Origin of the sequence: Saccharothrix sp. CCNWYY140 (assembly GCF_037401995.1) — a bacterium.
Lineage (GTDB): Bacteria > Actinomycetota > Actinomycetes > Mycobacteriales > Pseudonocardiaceae > Actinosynnema.
This window is the reverse complement of record NZ_JBBEGC010000010.1, coordinates 76,678-91,609: the sequence shown is the minus strand read 5'-3', so window position 1 is coordinate 91,609 and position 14,932 is coordinate 76,678. Positions and strand designations below refer to the sequence as shown.

14 protein-coding genes are annotated in these 14,932 nt (G+C 70.1%); 3 read left to right on the top strand and 11 right to left on the bottom strand.

All coding sequences use genetic code 11. The annotated features are described in order from the left end of the window. Nucleotides 1-3: 3 nt before the first annotated feature. Nucleotides 4-783 (top strand): IclR family transcriptional regulator, encoded by a 780-nt coding sequence (locus WBN91_RS08570; protein WP_337726401.1) that lies wholly within the window; start codon nucleotides 4-6, stop codon nucleotides 781-783. 331 nt (nucleotides 784-1,114) lie between these two features. Here WBN91_RS08570 and WBN91_RS08565 read toward each other — a convergent pair whose 3' ends face one another. The 5 genes from WBN91_RS08565 to WBN91_RS08545 all read right to left on the bottom strand — a co-directional run bounded on the left by WBN91_RS08565 (nucleotide 1,115) and on the right by WBN91_RS08545 (nucleotide 5,977). Beyond that, nucleotides 1,115-2,116 (bottom strand): IS30 family transposase, encoded by a 1,002-nt coding sequence (locus tag WBN91_RS08565; RefSeq protein WP_337726400.1) that lies wholly within the window; start codon nucleotides 2,114-2,116, stop codon nucleotides 1,115-1,117. Nucleotides 2,117-2,636: 520 nt separating this feature from the next. After that, nucleotides 2,637-3,518 (bottom strand): ABC transporter substrate-binding protein, encoded by an 882-nt coding sequence (locus tag WBN91_RS08560; RefSeq protein ID WP_337726398.1) that lies wholly within the window; start codon nucleotides 3,516-3,518, stop codon nucleotides 2,637-2,639. Continuing rightward, nucleotides 3,515-4,228, bottom strand: a complete 714-nt coding sequence (locus WBN91_RS08555; RefSeq protein ID WP_337726397.1) for an ABC transporter permease — start codon at nucleotides 4,226-4,228, stop codon at nucleotides 3,515-3,517. Before WBN91_RS08555 ends, WBN91_RS08560 begins: the two co-directional genes overlap by 4 nt. Beyond that, on the bottom strand, nucleotides 4,225-4,827 hold the full coding sequence (locus WBN91_RS08550) for an ABC transporter permease (RefSeq protein WP_443217682.1): 603 nt from the start codon (nucleotides 4,825-4,827) through the stop codon (nucleotides 4,225-4,227). The genes WBN91_RS08555 and WBN91_RS08550 overlap by 4 nt, the downstream gene beginning before the upstream one ends. Before the next feature lie 49 nt (nucleotides 4,828-4,876). Continuing rightward, a complete protein-coding gene (locus WBN91_RS08545) occupies nucleotides 4,877-5,977 on the bottom strand; it encodes an ABC transporter ATP-binding protein (RefSeq protein ID WP_443217680.1) in 1,101 nt (366 codons plus the stop codon). 68 nt (nucleotides 5,978-6,045) lie between these two features. Between WBN91_RS08545 and WBN91_RS08540 the strand changes: the two genes are divergently transcribed. Both WBN91_RS08540 and WBN91_RS08535 read left to right on the top strand, forming a co-directional pair. Further along, nucleotides 6,046-7,590: a bis-aminopropyl spermidine synthase family protein gene (locus WBN91_RS08540; protein ID WP_337726394.1), complete on the top strand. Its 1,545-nt coding sequence runs from the start codon at nucleotides 6,046-6,048 to the stop codon at nucleotides 7,588-7,590. Nucleotides 7,591-7,889: 299 nt separating this feature from the next. Further along, nucleotides 7,890-8,429, top strand: a complete 540-nt coding sequence (locus WBN91_RS08535) for a hypothetical protein (protein ID WP_337726393.1) — start codon at nucleotides 7,890-7,892, stop codon at nucleotides 8,427-8,429. Here WBN91_RS08535 and WBN91_RS08530 read toward each other — a convergent pair. From WBN91_RS08530 to WBN91_RS08505, 6 genes are read right to left on the bottom strand one after another with little or no spacing between them, the layout of a single operon-like run. Next, nucleotides 8,417-9,001, bottom strand: coding sequence for a hypothetical protein (locus tag WBN91_RS08530; protein WP_337726392.1), 585 nt, complete (start codon nucleotides 8,999-9,001; stop codon nucleotides 8,417-8,419). The genes WBN91_RS08535 and WBN91_RS08530 overlap by 13 nt on opposite strands. Further along, on the bottom strand, nucleotides 8,998-9,615 hold the full coding sequence (locus WBN91_RS08525; RefSeq protein ID WP_337726391.1) for a hypothetical protein: 618 nt from the start codon (nucleotides 9,613-9,615) through the stop codon (nucleotides 8,998-9,000). The genes WBN91_RS08530 and WBN91_RS08525 overlap by 4 nt, the downstream gene beginning before the upstream one ends. Beyond that, nucleotides 9,612-10,871 carry a WXG100 family type VII secretion target gene (locus WBN91_RS08520; protein ID WP_337726390.1) on the bottom strand — a complete coding sequence of 420 codons (1,260 nt, stop codon included), beginning with the start codon at nucleotides 10,869-10,871 and terminating at the stop codon, nucleotides 9,612-9,614. Before WBN91_RS08520 ends, WBN91_RS08525 begins: the two co-directional genes overlap by 4 nt. Continuing rightward, complete coding sequence (locus WBN91_RS08515) at nucleotides 10,871-11,173, bottom strand: type VII secretion target (RefSeq protein WP_337726389.1); 303 nt, start codon at nucleotides 11,171-11,173, stop codon at nucleotides 10,871-10,873. Before WBN91_RS08515 ends, WBN91_RS08520 begins: the two co-directional genes overlap by 1 nt. Next, nucleotides 11,170-11,676 (bottom strand): YbaB/EbfC family nucleoid-associated protein, encoded by a 507-nt coding sequence (locus tag WBN91_RS08510; protein ID WP_337726388.1) that lies wholly within the window; start codon nucleotides 11,674-11,676, stop codon nucleotides 11,170-11,172. Before WBN91_RS08510 ends, WBN91_RS08515 begins: the two co-directional genes overlap by 4 nt. Before the next feature lie 38 nt (nucleotides 11,677-11,714). Continuing rightward, the gene (locus WBN91_RS08505; RefSeq protein ID WP_337726387.1) at nucleotides 11,715-14,876 is read right to left on the bottom strand and encodes a sensor domain-containing protein; all 3,162 of its coding nucleotides are present in this window, start codon (nucleotides 14,874-14,876) and stop codon (nucleotides 11,715-11,717) included. Between the last annotated feature and the right edge of the window lie 56 nt (nucleotides 14,877-14,932).

Genomic DNA, 14,932 nt, shown 5'->3' with positions numbered 1-14,932 from the left:
TCCGTGGGCACCAGCAGCGACGTACCGGCGTTGCGCCGCGGCCTGGCCGTCCTACGCCTCCTGGCCAGCCGCCCCGGACCCCTGTCGGCAGCAGCCGTGGCCCGAGAACTCTCCCTCCCCAGGTCCACCACGTACCACCTGCTCTCGGAACTGGCCGAAGCCGGCTTCGCCACCCACTTCCCCGAGGAGCGGAGGTACGGCCTAGGCGTCGCGGCTTTCGAACTGGGCTCGGCCTACCTACGCCACGACCCCCTGGAACGCCTGGCCAGACCCCTCCTCAGACGCCTGGTCGACACAGTCGACCGAACCGCCCACCTGGGCGTCCTGCACGGAGCCGAGTCCCTCTACCTACTCCGCGAACAACCCCGCCGCCCCTCCACGATCGTCTCGGACGTAGGCGTCCGCCTACCTTCCCACCTGACGGCGTCAGGCAGAGCCATGCTCGCGCACCTACCAGACGCCCAGGTCAGGGCCTTGTTCCCAGGCACGACAACCTTCGTGGACCGAACCGGCCGAGGCCCCCACAACCTGCCCACCCTCCGCAGACTCCTCACCACCGAACGCCGCCGCGGCTGGGCAGTGGAAGACGGCTACGTGACAGCAGGCTTCGCCTCGGTAGCAGCCCCGGTCTTCGACCACGGGGAACGCCCAATCGCAGCCATCACGGTGACCTTCCGACACGTATGCGACACCGAGTGCGGCGAAACCTGGCCAGACCTGGCAACAGAAGTCCGCCACACCGCCAACGCCCTAACCACCCGAATCGGCGGCCACCACTCCTAACCAGTCCACCCAAAGCCCTTCCACCCCACCCGCCCCCACCGCAACCGCTCTTCGCGCCCGCAGGGCGCCCGAAGTAGCTAGCGCAGCAAACCTCCTACCTGGGCTTCTTCCGTCATCCCCGTATGGCCTGCCCGAAGGGCTACCACAGATTTCCCCGGGTGCAGCCGAAAGTTTTTGCGAGGAACGAGCAAAAAGTTTTAGCGGCACCCGGGGAAGTCTGTGGTTGGCTCCGCCAGGCCATACGGGGATGACGGAAGAAGCTCCCGCCCTTTCTTTTCCGTCATCCTTGGCGGCCTGCCCGCCGGCGAGGCTCTTTTAATCTTTCTTGGGTTCAAGTGGTGGGAGCGACACCGTGCTTGAGCAGGAGTTCGTTGAGTTTTTCGGCGGGGGTGTCCCAGTCGAGGGTTTGTCGTGGGCGGTTGTTGAGTTCGTGGGCGACGGTGTCGAGGTCGGCCTGGGTGTGGACGGACAGGTCGGTGCCTTTGGGGAAGTATTGGCGGAGGAGGCCGTTGGTGTTCTCGTTGCTGCCGCGTTGCCAGGGTGAGTGGGGGTCGCAGAAGTAGACGGGCATGCCGGTGCGGACGGTGAAGGCGGCGTGGGCCGACATTTCTTTGCCCTGGTCCCAGGTGACGCTGTTGCGCAGGAACTCGGGCAGGGTCTCCATCGCGCGGGCGAGCAGGTGGGCGACGCGTTCGGCGCGCCGGTCGTAGGGGATGTGGACGAGCATGACGAAGCGGGTGGTGCGTTCGACCAGGGTGGCGATCTGGGATTTGTGGGCTTTGCCGAGGATGAGGTCGCCTTCCCAGAAGCCGGGGACGGCGCGGTCGTCGGCCTCTTTCGGGCGGTCGCTGATGGAGACCATGCCGGGGATACGGCCGCGGTTGTCGGTGCGGCGGGGGCTGATGCGCCTGGTCCGGCCGGTGCGCAGGGCGAGTGCGAGTTCGAGGCGGAGTTCGCCGCGGGCCTGGAGGTACAGGGTCTGGTAGATCGTCTCGTGTGACACGCGCATGCCCGGGTCGTCGGGATGGAGTTTCGCGAGCCTGGCACTGATCTGGCGGGGCGACCAGCGGGCGCGCAGGCCGTCGCGGACGAAGTCCCGCAGCCGTCGGTCGGCGACGAGTTTCCGCGGCTTGGGTCGGGCGCGCTGGGCGAGGGCGCGGTCGTGTGCGGCGACCGCCCGGTAGGCCTGCGCGCCGCCGTTGCGGGCGATCTCGTTGGAGACCACGGTGTGGTGCCGTCCGAGAAGCCGGCCGATCGACCGGTGGGTCCTGCCCTGCGCGAGCTCTCGGGAGATGGTTTCCCGTTCGGTCAGGGCCAGCGGAGACAACGACATGAAGCGATCGACCTCTTTCCGTCGACAAGATCATCTCATGTGTCGCTCCGACCACTTGAACCCAAGCTTTAGAATCAACGCTTCGCTCTCAAGCCCACGCTTCGCGGGTCCGAACAGGACGCGCTCCGCGCTCGCAAGCTCGAACGCGCTTCGCGCTTGAGAACGCGCGGAGCGCTCGAAAGATCAAAAGCGCCTGCCGGCGGGCGAACCACCGATGGGGGTCGGGAGGAGCGTCGTGTTCCCCACCGCATGACCCGGCAAAGCCAACCACAGATTTCCCGGGTGCCGCTAAATTTTTTGCTCGTTCCTCACAAAAATTTCGGCTGCACCGGGGAAATCTGTGGTAGCCCTTCGGGCGGGCCATACGGTGGGGAACACGAGGCCCCTCCCTTGTGGTTAACACCACCGCCGCGCGGAGCGCGGCGAAAGCGCCGCTGCGCGGCGTCGAGCAAACCGCCGCTGAGCGGCGCAAGCAAAAGGCCGCCGGACGCGTGCCCGGCGGCCTTCTCCCGACAAAACCCTACAGCTGCACGGTCTTCAAAAACTCCGCAGCCACATTGGCAATCGTCTGCTTGTCGATGTCGACCTTCTTCACCAACTCAGCCAGGTTCTCCGTGGTCAGCGCCTTCGACACCTTGTTCAGCGCTTCCTTACCCTTCGCATCCACCGCGTCCGAGCGCAGCAACGGCACGATGTTCTGCGCCGGGTACATGCTCTTCGGGTCGTCCAGTTCCACGAAGTCGTTGGCCTTGATGTCCGCCGACGTCGTGTACAGGTTCGCCACCTGGGCCGTGCCGTTCTTCAGCGCGTCCACCGTCACCGGACCGCCGGCGTCCGTCGTCTTGATCTCCTTGAACGTGACGCCGTACAGGTCCTTGATCTTGGTCTGCCAGCGCTGCGCCCACTCGCCGGCGGCGCCCAGGACGTACTTGCCCTCGCCCAGGTCCGCGATGGACTTCACGCCCGACGCCGCGGTGGCCTTGGTGACCACCAGGACGTCCTTGTCCTCCGCGGCCGACTTCTCCAAGACCTCCAGGCCCGACGGGGCCGCCGACTTGAGGGCCGTGTAGACCTCTTCCGACGCCGTCTTGGTGTTGGACTTGTCGAAGTAGTTCAGCAGGTTGCCGGTGTACTCCGGGACCACGCCGAGCGACTTGTCCTGCAACGCCTTCACGACCAGCTCGCGGGCGCCGATGCCGGACTTGACCGTCACCTTCGCGCCGGTGGACTTCAGGGCGCCGGCGTAGATCTCGGCCAGGATCTTGTTCTCGGTGAAGTCGGCGGAGCCGACCACGACCTCGCCCGCGGTGGACGGCTGGTTCGCTCCGCTCAGGTCGTCCTTCGACCCACACGCGGAAACGGCGAAAGCCGCCGCGACGATGACGGCCAACGTGCGCTTCATGCCGTGCTTCCTCCCACTTCGACCTGCTTGACGCGGCGCCTCGGGCGTGCCGACAGCCGCAAACCCCTTGGTACGACGAGCTTTCCCGCGAGTGCCAGGAGCACGTCCAGCAGCACCGCGAGCAGCGCGATGAGCACCGCGCCGCCGACGAACTGCCCGTAGTCCAAGACCCGCAGACCGTCCAGCAGCGGACGGCCCAACGTCTCGATGCCCACGTACGCGGCGACCGACGCCGTCGCGACGACCTGCAAGGTCGCGTTGCGCACGCCGCCGACCAGCAGCGGCAGCGCGTTGGGCAGTTCCACGCGCCACAGGCGTTGCGCGCCGGTCATGCCCATGCCGCGGGCGGCGTCCACGACGCCGCGGTCCACGTCCTGGATGCCCGCGTACGTGCCGGCGAGGATCGGCGGCACGGCCAGCACGATCAAGCCGATCAGCACACCGACCTGCCCGCCGCCGGCGACCAGGTACAGGAACGTCACCAGGCCCAGCGTGGGCAGCGCGCGCAGCGCGTTGCTGCCGCCGACCAGCAGCAGCCCGCCGCGCCCGGTGTGCCCGACGTACAACCCCAGCGGCACGGCGATGGCGCTCGCGCCCAGCACCGCGCCCAGGCAGTACAGCAGGTGCACGCCGACGCGCACCGGGATCGACTTGGTCCCCGTCCAGTTCACCGGGTCGAACAGCCACGCGAACGCGTCGAGGAAGATCATGCGCGCCCCGCCCTCGCCCACGGGGTGAGCGCGTTGCGCAGCGCCACCAGCAGCAGGTCGACCACCAGCGCGAGCACCAGGGTCAGCACGATCCCGACGACGATCGGCGCCAGATAACGCTGCCGGAACCCGTCGGTGAACAGCGTGCCCAGGCCGCCGGTGCCGATCAGGGCGCCGACGCTGACCAGGCTGATGTTGCTCACCGACCCGACCCGCACGCCCGCCGCGAGCACCGGCACGGACAGCGGCAGCTCGACGGTCAGGAACCGCCGCCACGGCCGGAAACCCATCGCGGTGGCGGCGGCGGTCACGTGCGCGGGCACGGCGTCCAGAGCGTCCACGACGGGCCGCACCAGCAGTGCGGTGGTGTAGACGGTGAGCGCGATCACGACGTTGGCCGGGTCCAGCACCTGCGTGCCGATCACCGCCGGGATGATCGCGAACAGCGCCAGCGACGGGATCGTGTACACCACGTTGGACAGTCCGACCAGGAACCCGTTGACCCGCCGGTACCGGTGGCACACCAGCCCCAGCACCACGGCCAGCACGATCGCGAACACCAGCGGCAGCAACGAGAGCACGACGTGGTCGAGCAGCATCGACAGCAGCGCGGCGCGGGTGCCCGCGTCGCCGAGGTACTGGGCCAGCTCACCCACGGCGCCGGCTCTCGATCACGTCCAGCACCTGCCGCGCGGTGACCACTCCGGCGTACCGGCCGTGCTCGTCCACCGCCACGCCCAGGCCGGACGGCGAGGACAGCGCGGCGTCCAGCGCGCCCCGGATCGGCGTGCCGACCGCGTAGAGCGAGCCGCCGGGCAGCACGTCCCCGTCCGGCGCGACCCAGCCCTGCGGGTGCCCGTCGGGGTCCACGACCAGCTGCCACTCGCCGGCCGCGGTCGGTTCGGACACCGTCTTCACGGTGCCCACCTCCACGCCGGAAGGGTCCACAAAGGACAGGCTGCGGTAGCCGCGGTCCTTGCCCACGAAGGAGGCCACGAAGTCGTCGGCCGGGCGGGCGAGCAGCTCGGCGGGCGGCGCGTACTGCGCCAGGATGCCGCCCTCGCGGAACACCGCCACCTTCTCGCCGATGCGCACGGCCTCGTCGATGTCGTGGGTGACGAACACGATCGTCTTGTCCAGTTCGGCCTGCAACCGCAGCAGCTCGTCCTGCAACCCCTCGCGCACCACGGGGTCCACAGCGCTGAACGGCTCGTCCATCAGCAGCACGGGCGGGTCCGCCGCCAGCGCCCGCGCCACGCCGACGCGCTGCTGCTGGCCGCCGGAGAGCTGCACGGGGTAGCGCTTGCCCAGTTCGACGGGCAGGCCCACCAGTTCCAGCAGCTCGGCCGCGCGCGAGCGGGCCTTCGCCTTGGACCAGCCCGACAGCAGCGGCACGGTGGCCACGTTGTCCAGGACCGTGCGGTGCGGGAACAGGCCCGCCTGCTGGATGACGTACCCGATGCCGCGCCGCAGCGTCGGCGGGTCCACGGCCAGCACGTCCTTACCGTCCACCAGGACGGTGCCGGACGTGGGGTCGATCATGCGGTTGACCATGCGCAGCGAGGTGGTCTTGCCACAGCCGGACGGGCCGACGAACACCGTGATCGTCCCGGCCTCGACCACGAGGGACAGGCCGTTCACCGCGATGGTCCCGTCGTCGAACCGCTTGGTCACGTCGCGGAACTCGATCACACCGGTGTCCTCCCCGTGGCTGCCGGTCCGCGGGGCCGCGTCTCGGCCACCGGACATCAAACCCTAGCCCGTTCGACGGACCGCGGCACGGCGTTTCACCATCCGGTCGGTAGGCTGCTCCGGTTGTGGCAACCGAACTGGTCCGTGCTCTGCTCGACGCCCGCGGCGTGCATTCCCGCAAGCTGCGCCGCGTGCTGTCCCTGCTGGGTGACGACTGGCACACCCTCGCCGATTTGGTTCGGGTGCCCGCAGTGCCCCGCCGGACCGTGCAGGAGTTGCTGAAAGCGCTCGACGCGGACCTGGAGACCAACGGCGACCGGATGCGCATCACGCCGTCCCGGGTGGCCGAGTACGCGGACCTGATGGCCGACGCGGACCCCGGCGACCCCGTGGACGCCCTGGTGTCGCGCAACACCGCACACCTGCGGTCCCTGCTGGCCGACATCGCCGACGTGCCGCCGCCGCTGTCCGCGCTGGACCACGTGCAGGCCACCGCGGAGACGGCGCTGAAGCGCGCGCTGTGGCTGGACTCGCAGTACGACCTGGCCGGCCGGACCCTGGTGTGCCTGGGCGACCACGACCTGACCTCGCTCGCGGTGACGTCGGTCGACCCGGACGTCGAGGTGACCGTCGTGGACGTGGACGACCGGCTGCTGGAGTACGTCGAGCGGCGCTCGGGCGGTCGCGTCCGGACCCTGCACGCGGACTTCCGGTTCGGGCTGCCGCCGACCGTGGAGGGGTCGGCGGACCTGGTGTTCAGCGACCCGCCGTACACGCCGGAGGGGATGGCGCTGTTCGCCGGTCGCGCGGTGGAGTGCCTGGCCGACCCCGGCTCGGGGCGGGTGCTGCTGGCGTACGGGTTCAGCGAGCGGACGCCGGTGCTGGGGTTGAAGGTGCAGCAGGAGTTGCAGAAGCTCGGGCTGGTGTTCGAGGCGATCCTGCCCGCGTTCCACCGCTTCGACGGCGCCCAGGCCATCGGCAGCGCGGCCGACCTGTACGTGTGCCGCCCGACCGCCCGCCGCTCGGTGTCACCGGGCCGGGTCGGCATCTACACGCACGGCCCCCAGTCGGTGGAGGCGTCCGGACCGAGCGCGGAGGCGTTGGCGGCCCTGGTGGACCTCGCGCCCCGACCGGAGTCGTCGCCCCCGCCCCGCCCCAGGCAGCCCGGGTGGGCCGAGCCGGTCGGGAAGGGCGCGGCGTCCCTGGCCGTCGACCTCACCGCCGACCCAGGTCCGTGGCTGCTGCGGACGTTGCTGGCGTGCTCACCGGGCCGCATGGCCGCCCTGGTGGCCAACAACCACCCGAACGTGTCGTCCGCGGCGGGTCAGGCGGAGCTGACGTCGTTGGTGGACACCAGGTTCGCCCTGCGCTTCCTGCGGTCCACTCCGGACGGCAAGCACTGCGTGGTCGTGGCGGACCAGGTCCTGGCGGGCACGTTGGACGCGGGTGGGCTCGCCGTGCGGGAGGTGCTGATGCGGGCGCACGGCAAGCTGGGCAACGTGTGGCGCGAGGCCCTGACGACCGTGCTGCGCATCACCAAGCGCGAGGCTCGCGACCTCATCGCGGCCCAGCCGGGGCTGGAGGCCGACCTGGAGGAACGCCTGATCGACCTACCCAGGCACCGGATCGCCGCCCTGCTGCCCCTGATCCGCGCGTCCGCCACCGGCTGATCGCGGTAGATCACCCGAAATCCTCTCGGTTTCGGCGCGCCGCCGGTAACTTTCGGGGCGGAACTGGAGGGCGGCACATGAACCCGAACCAAGGCTGGCCACAACAGCCACACCCCGGCGCACCCCAGCAGTACCAGGGCCAGCCACCCCTGGGCGGCGCATACCCCCAGCAGTACCCCGGCCAACCTCCCACCGGCCAACCCCCGATCGGCCAGCCTTACCCCGGTCAGCCCGGCCCCGGCCCGTTCCCGGGCCAGCCGGGTATGCCAGGCATGCCGGGCCAACCTGGTATGCCGGGCATGCCGCCGCAGTACCCCGGCCAACCAGGCCCACCGCGCAAACCCGGCACCGCGTCGGCCGTCGTGGCCGGCCTGCTCTTCCTGCCGATCGTGATCTACACCTACATCGCGGCCATCCTGAGCTGGGAGGGCAAACCGCCGTCCCCGCACATCCACAGCTCGGTCCTGGGCGCCGCGGTCTCCCCGCACGTCACCCGCAACCTCGACTTCGCGATCACCATCTCCATGATCATCGCGTCCGTGGTGCTGCTCCTGGCGCTGGTCCAGGTGTTCCGCGTGCCGGGCGTCCGCTGGGGTTTGGTCGCACTGGGCGCGTTGTGCACCATCTACTACATCTACGCGTGCATCCGCATCCTGTCGTTCGGCATGAGCGCCTGGGTGCTGGTGCCGGCCGTCTGCGTCTTCGCGTGGCTGATCCCCACCGTCATCGCCGCCCTCCCGGCGGTAGGCCGAGCAAGCCGCCGCAACAGCCCACCCCAACCCGGCCTCGCCCCACCCCAACCCGGCCTCGCCCCACCACCTCCGGCTCAGTGGGGCTGACGCTCACTCCGCACCGGCACCAACACCACCAGCAGCACGTACACCAAGCCGACCAACGCCACCCCGGCGAAACCCCAGTTGCGCCCGGCGGAGACCTCCTCGGTCGGCGCCGCCTGCACCAAGCCCGTCGGGTCGACCACCATCGTGCGCGGGCCGGCCTTGACCACGAGGTTCTCCGGCACGTCCCACTGCGGCTTGAGGTCGCCGCAGGTGAGGGTGTAGTCGGTGAAGGTGCGGTTGGCGCGCTTCGGTTCCTGGTACTCGCGCACCGCCAGGTCGCACTGCCGCTGCTCGCCGAAGGCCGAGAGCCAGACCGAGCGGGCGGTGAACAGCGACGCGCCCATCACCAGGATCCCTGCGAACAACGCGACGATGAACAGCGCCTTGGCTCCCGGCCGCAGCTTCGCCGACGCCACGGCGAACAGGACCACTCCGCCCAAGCCCAGGGGGATGAAGAGCAGCGTCCACGCGCTCGCCACCGTGTAGAGGAACCCGGCGAGGAGCAGGCAGACCAGCGACAGCGCGAGCAGCCATCCCCACAGCGCCCGGCGCGACCTCACGTCCCCGCTCATCGTTTCTCCAGTTCCGCCTGGTTGGACGCCTCGCCCTCTCGGTGGGGCTGAGCAGCCGCCTTCTTCCGCGACCAGACCGCCACGAAGCCGATGAACGCGAGTCCCAACACCGCCGCGCCCGGCACCGCCAGCCACCCGATCCCCGGCGAGGCGAAGGTCGACGGGTGCACTGGTTTCATCAGACCGGTCCGGTCGAACGCCATCGAGGTCTTCTCGCCCACCTTGCCGACGTGCCACCAGGCCTGCTCCGTGGGCCTGTAATCGACGCGGCGATCACCGCACTCGATGACCAGGACCGTGTAGTTCGGGCTCTTCGTCCGTTTCACCTGCCTCGAGTCGACCACGTCGCAATCCGCACGCACCTCGGCGAACTGCGAGAACCACACCGGCGGGCCGTAGACGAGGGTCAGGCTGTACACGGCGGTCAAGACGGGGATGGCCAGGAACAACGACACGGGCCGCAGCCGCAACAGGGGGTACAGGACCCCGCAGAACCCGATCAGGAACAGGACGATCAACAGCCAGGCCGGCAGCGTGGAGTCGTACAGGAACGCATAAGCCATCGACAAGAACAGCGAGACGGCAGCGATGGCGACATAGCCCTTCCGGCTCATCCGTCCAGGTGTCCCGTCATCCGCTTGAAGGTGCCCCGCTGCTCCTTCGGCACGCCCTCGCTCTCCAACTCGTCCTGCTTGGACGTCTCGCGCAGGATGTCGGCGCCCATCTTGGTCTGGAACCCGCCGCCCATGACGTCGGGCACGGAGTGCGGCGACACGCTGGTGCCGTCGGGGCGGGTGATGGGCTTGAACGGCGCGTAGGCGTCGGCCGCGCCCTGGTACTGGTTGGCGCCCGGCAGCGTGGCGCGCTCGGTCATCTTGTTCCACGTGTTGCCGGCGTCGCGGTAGCCGGTGCCGAACTCCCGGAACCCCTCCTTGGCCTTGTTGCCCGCGTCCGCGAGCGACGGCCGGGAGTTGCCCCAGTCCTCCATCCGCTTGGCCGCGTCGTCCAGGCCCTGGAACCGGGGTGCCGCCGGCGCGTCGGCCGCCCGCGTGACACCGCCCGCGCCGCGCCCGCCCTTGCCGAACCGGGCCAAGCCCTTGAGCATGTCGCCGACCTTCGCGAACAGGCCCTTCAGCCTGCCGGCGATCCGCATGACCAGGCGCATCAGCTTCGCGAGCTGCTTGGTGATCTTGCCCAGCAGCACCGCGGCCCGGCCGACGGTCCACGCTGCGAACGCCGCCAGCGAACTGCCGAAGCTCACCCACGACGACGCCAGCGCGATGACCGCGTTCCGGATGACCTCCCAGATGAACATGGCGATCAGGTCGCGGATCATGCCTCGCACGGCGGCCGTGATCGTGCCCGCCGTGGCGACCTGCTCGGCCACGCCGACGCACGCCCGGCTCATGGCCAGCGTCTCGCCGACGAGTCGTCCCTGGCTCGCGCGGAACCTGTCGGCCGCGCCCTGCTCCCAGCCGCTGACCTGCGTCTCGACCGCGTTGTGCTGGTCCTGCGCGATGCGGTCCAACTCCAGGGCGGCCTTGTTCCACGTCGCGACCGCGGCCTTGATCTTGTCGCTGTTGCCGGCGAGCCAGTCCAGTGGTTCGCGCAGGAAGCTGATGTGCTCGATGAGCCACCCGATGCCCGCCGTGGCCAGGGTGCCCAGCGGGTCGATCGCCGCACTCAGCACGTCGAGGCCCGCGGCGGCGAAGTTCATGCCGATCTCGGCGAAGTCGCCCTCACCGGCGCGCTTCAAGGAGTCGGCCAACTGGACGACCGATTCGGCCGGCCCTGCCCCCGCGAAGTTGTCGGGTGCCCAGAAGCCCGCGTCGTCGCCGGTGGCGAACCCGGTCAGAAGTCCGTCTGCCATCACGCACCCCCGCTGAAGGTCTGCTGGTTGCCGTCCTCGACGTTCTCGTAGTCCACTGCCGTCAGGATCGTGTCGTCGGCAGCCTGGCCGTGCGCCGCCGCCAAAGCCTTGATCGCCTCGACGGTCTGCGCCGCTGCCTCCTGAGCATCGCCGGCGAAGAACTGGAGCAGCTGCCCGAACGTGTCACCGCCCAGGTCGACGGCAGCGACGCTGTTCGCCACCGCCTCGATCTCCCCCTGCCGCCCCTGCTGCCCACCGGCGAACGTGCGCAACTGCGTGGCCTGCACCTTGAACCCGCTCATCGCAGCACCGACCCCCCGAAGTCGTCGTCATCGGGTGCCGAAGGCCGCGCAGGACGGGCCGGTCGTGGAGGTGGTGTGCCCCAGCCGGATGACGGCCCAGCGCCCCAGCCGGTGTCGCGCAGGACGCTGCCCTCCTCGGTCGGCGCGGGCGGTGGCGGTTCTTCCTCCACCTGCGGGATGAACGAGGTCAGGAAGTCCATCGCCTCCGTGCCGCCGAACTCCGGCTCGACGATGGCCGCCACCTGCGACGCGGCCTGGGCCTGCGCTCGCCGCACGGTCGTCATCACCACCTGGCCGAGCTGGACGTGCGAGAAGTCCCCCACGCGCGGTGAGAACTCGATGTGCTGCAACGACCCGTTGGGCGCGACCGTCACGGTCACCGCCCCGTCCGGCGAGCGCAGGGTCGCCGACGTCTGCTGGATCTGCTGCTGCATCTCCTCCGACCGGCGCGCCAGGTCGGTCGCCCGCGCCTCCAGGTCGGCGATCATCCGTTCCGGTTCCACAAGTCTCCCCTTCAGGTACCGCCGGGGAGTATTGCGGATCAGCCGGCCCTGGGGATGTGCAATGGACCAAGTGCCAGCACAGCGCGGAATTCCTTGGGCGGCACGGGCCTGGAGAACAGCCAGCCCTGGTACGCGTCCACGCCGACACCGCGCAGCACGTGGAACTGGGTCGCGGTCTCCACGCCCTCCGCCACGCACTTGCGGCCCATCGCCCGCGCCATGTCCACCACGGCCCGAGCGACCGCGAAGTCCGACGAGTCGTTGCCGACACCGGACACGAAACGCCGGTCCACCTTGATGATCTGCGCGGGCAGGTCCTTCAACCGGGCCAACGACGAGTAGCCGGTGCCGAAGTCGTCGACGGCGAACCGGATGCCGCGCCCGACCAGCTCGTCCATCGACTGCCGCACCCGCGAGGGCAGGTCCACCAGCGCGGTCTCGACCAGTTCGAGGACCACCCGGTCCCACGGGATGCCGGCCTCGGCGATCGCGTTGGCCACGATGTCCACGAATTCCGGGTCACCTGGCACCAACCCGGCCAGGTTCACGGCCACCGACACCGGCTGGTCGTTGGGCGCGGGCCAGGTCGCGGCTTCCTTCAACGCCGTGCGCAGCACCCACCGGTCCAGCTCGCGCAGCAGGTCGCCCTGCTCGGCCACCGGCAGGAAGATGTCCGGCGGCAGCAGCCCGCGATCCGGGTGCGGCCAGCGCACCAGAGCCTCGGCGGTCTGCACCGACCCGTCCACGCCCACCACGGGCTGGAAGTGCAGTGCCAAACCGTCGTGCGCCAACGCGTCCCGCAGCTGGCCCTCCAGGTGGACCTGCCGGTCGGCGGAGGCGATCAACGCCGCCGACGCCAGCGACACCCGACCCGCACCGGACCGCTTGGCCTCGAACATCGCCGCGTCGGCAAACCGCAGCAAGTCGTTGCCGGTCGCACGGGACCCGTTGGGGACAGCGGCGCCTATCGACGCCGACACCCGCACCAGCTGCCCGTGCACCGGAACGGCCGTGCGCAGCAACCCGGCGACCTTGGTGGCCAGCGCGTCCACGCCGCCGACCTTGTCCAGGTTCTCGCAGATGATCACGTACTCGTCACCGGACAAACGAGCCGCCGTGCAGCCCTCGGGAAGGCCGCCTTCCAACCGCCGCGCCAGCGCCACGAGCAGCTCGTCACCGGCGTCGTGGCCCAGGGAGTCGTTGACCCGCTTGAAGTTGTCGATGTCGCAGAACAACACCGCGACCTGCGAGCGGTCCTCGGAATCCAGCAGGGTCGTCAGCATCTCCTTGACCAGCGCCCGGTTCGGCAGACCGGTCAGCTCGTCGTGCGTGGCCTGGTGGCGCAGGGCCTCGGCGGTGCGGCGGCGCTCGGTGATGTCCTGGAAGACCGTCAGCCAGAACCGGCGGCCGTCGTCCTGCACGGACAACGCGATGTGCAGCTCGCAGTAGACCCGCTCACCGTCGGGCCGGACCAGGATGCGCTGCGGGATCTTGTGCACCCGGTCCGCGCCCATCTGGGTCATGCGGCTCACCGAGTGCAGCCGGTTCTCCTGGTCGTCGGGGTGGGTCATCTGCGCCGCGGTCATGCCGCGCAGCTGCTCCAGGTCGATGCCGAGCAGGTCGCACAGGGCGTCGTTGGCGTCCACCAGCCGCTCGGCCTCGTCGAACAGGCCGATGCCGACCGGGGTGAGCTGCACCAGGTCGGCGAAGCGCTGGCTGGAGCGCTTCATCCGGGTCTCGGCGGCGCGCTGCTCGGTGATGTCCTGCGCGGTGCCCACGGCCAGCGGCCTGCCGTCCGGACCCTGCACGACCACGCCGTGGCTGCGGAACACGCGGACCTTGCCGTCGCGGCGCATGATCCGGTGCTCGCACTGCACCGGCACCTGGTCGGTCGCGAGCTGCTGCCACAGCTCGTCCACCCAGCCGCGGTCGTCGGGGTGCACGAGGTCGAGGTAGGTCTGATAGCGGGTGTGCTCGTCGCGCGGCACGCCGAACAGGTCGGCCAGCATGTCCGACCACACGACGTCGCCGGTCTGGAGGTTCCACTCCCACACGCCCAGCTGGGCGGCGCGCTGCGCGTCGGCGAGGCGGCGGCGGTCGTCGCGCAGCTGGCGCTCCAGCGCGCGGGCCTCGGTGACGTCCTGGATGGTGCCGTGCACGCGGACGATCCGGCCGGACTCGAACTCGGCCCGCGCGCGGCAGATGTAGACGCGGTCGCCGAACTCGCTGCGCACCTCGGCCTCGAACGGCTGGTCGTCCTTGGCGTGCAGCAGCTCGCGGCGCAGGGACTCCAGCTCGGGCCGGTCCTCGGGGTGCACCCCGCAGAACAGGTCGCTGTCGGGCGCGATGCCCAGGTCGGCGTACATCTCCAGCAGCACCTCGCTGCGGTGCACGGCCTTGGTGGGCATCTCGTAGCTCCAGCTGCCGATGCGCGCGATGCGCTGCGCCTCCAGCAGCCTGCCCCGCTCGGTCTCCAGGGCGCGGTCGGTGGTGAGCTGGGAGGTGATGTCCCGGATGTAGCCGGTGATGAACTGGGTCCGGCCGTCGGCTCTCAGCTTGGCCTCGGCGACGCCCCGGATCCAGCGCAGGTCGCCGCCGGGCCGGACGATCCGGTAGACGATGTCGATCGGGTTGCCGTCCAGCTCGCGGTTGGCCCAGTAGCCCGCGACCATGTCGTAGTCGTCGGGGTGCACGACGTCCAGCACGGCCTGCGCGCCCGGCGTGACCTCGCCCGGCTTGAGCCCGAGCATCTCGTAGTGCGACTCCGACCAGACGGTGACGCCGGTGGTCGGGTCGTACTCCCACGAGCCGATCTGGGCGACCCGCTGCACGGTGCGCAGCCGCCGCTGCTCGTCGCGCAGCTCGTCGGCGGCCTTGGCCAGGTCGGAGACGTCGACCAGCAGCACGGCGTGCAGACCGGTGCCCGGCACGGCGCTGCGCACCACGCGGACCGGCAGCAGACCGCCGTCGGACTGGCTCAGCCGCAGGTCCGGGGCGGTGCCGACGAGGAGTTCACCCAGGGCGCGGCCGACCAGGTCGCCCGCGGAACGCGCTTTCGCGAGCGCCGCGACGGCGTCGTTGGCCCGCATGACGACACCCTTGGGGTCTACCAGGAGTGAGGGACCCTCGGTGAGTGGGACACCGTCCAGCGCGACCGGTGGCGCGGGACGTGCAGTGTCCAGTCCAACCCGCTTGGGCACGGTCCCACCTTCCCGTGACAACGGCAGGGATGAACCGGCCCGGACCGCACCCGAAT

Bases quoted from the DNA above. Each gene is read 5' to 3' on its own strand.
- WBN91_RS08565 (WP_337726400.1), bottom strand. From the start codon at position 2,116: ATGTCGTTGTCTCCGCTGGCCCTGACCGAACGGGAAACCATCTCCCGA.
- WBN91_RS08560 (WP_337726398.1), bottom strand. From the start codon at position 3,518: ATGAAGCGCACGTTGGCCGTCATCGTCGCGGCGGCTTTCGCCGTTTCC.
- WBN91_RS08555 (WP_337726397.1), bottom strand. From the start codon at position 4,228: ATGATCTTCCTCGACGCGTTCGCGTGGCTGTTCGACCCGGTGAACTGG.
- WBN91_RS08550 (WP_443217682.1), bottom strand. From the start codon at position 4,827: ATGCTGCTCGACCACGTCGTGCTCTCGTTGCTGCCGCTGGTGTTCGCG.
- WBN91_RS08545 (WP_443217680.1), bottom strand. From the start codon at position 5,977: ATGTCCGGTGGCCGAGACGCGGCCCCGCGGACCGGCAGCCACGGGGAG.
- WBN91_RS08535 (WP_337726393.1), top strand. From the start codon at position 7,890: ATGCCGCCGCAGTACCCCGGCCAACCAGGCCCACCGCGCAAACCCGGC.
- WBN91_RS08530 (WP_337726392.1), bottom strand. From the start codon at position 9,001: ATGAGCGGGGACGTGAGGTCGCGCCGGGCGCTGTGGGGATGGCTGCTC.
- WBN91_RS08525 (WP_337726391.1), bottom strand. From the start codon at position 9,615: ATGAGCCGGAAGGGCTATGTCGCCATCGCTGCCGTCTCGCTGTTCTTG.
- WBN91_RS08520 (WP_337726390.1), bottom strand. From the start codon at position 10,871: ATGGCAGACGGACTTCTGACCGGGTTCGCCACCGGCGACGACGCGGGC.
- WBN91_RS08515 (WP_337726389.1), bottom strand. From the start codon at position 11,173: ATGAGCGGGTTCAAGGTGCAGGCCACGCAGTTGCGCACGTTCGCCGGT.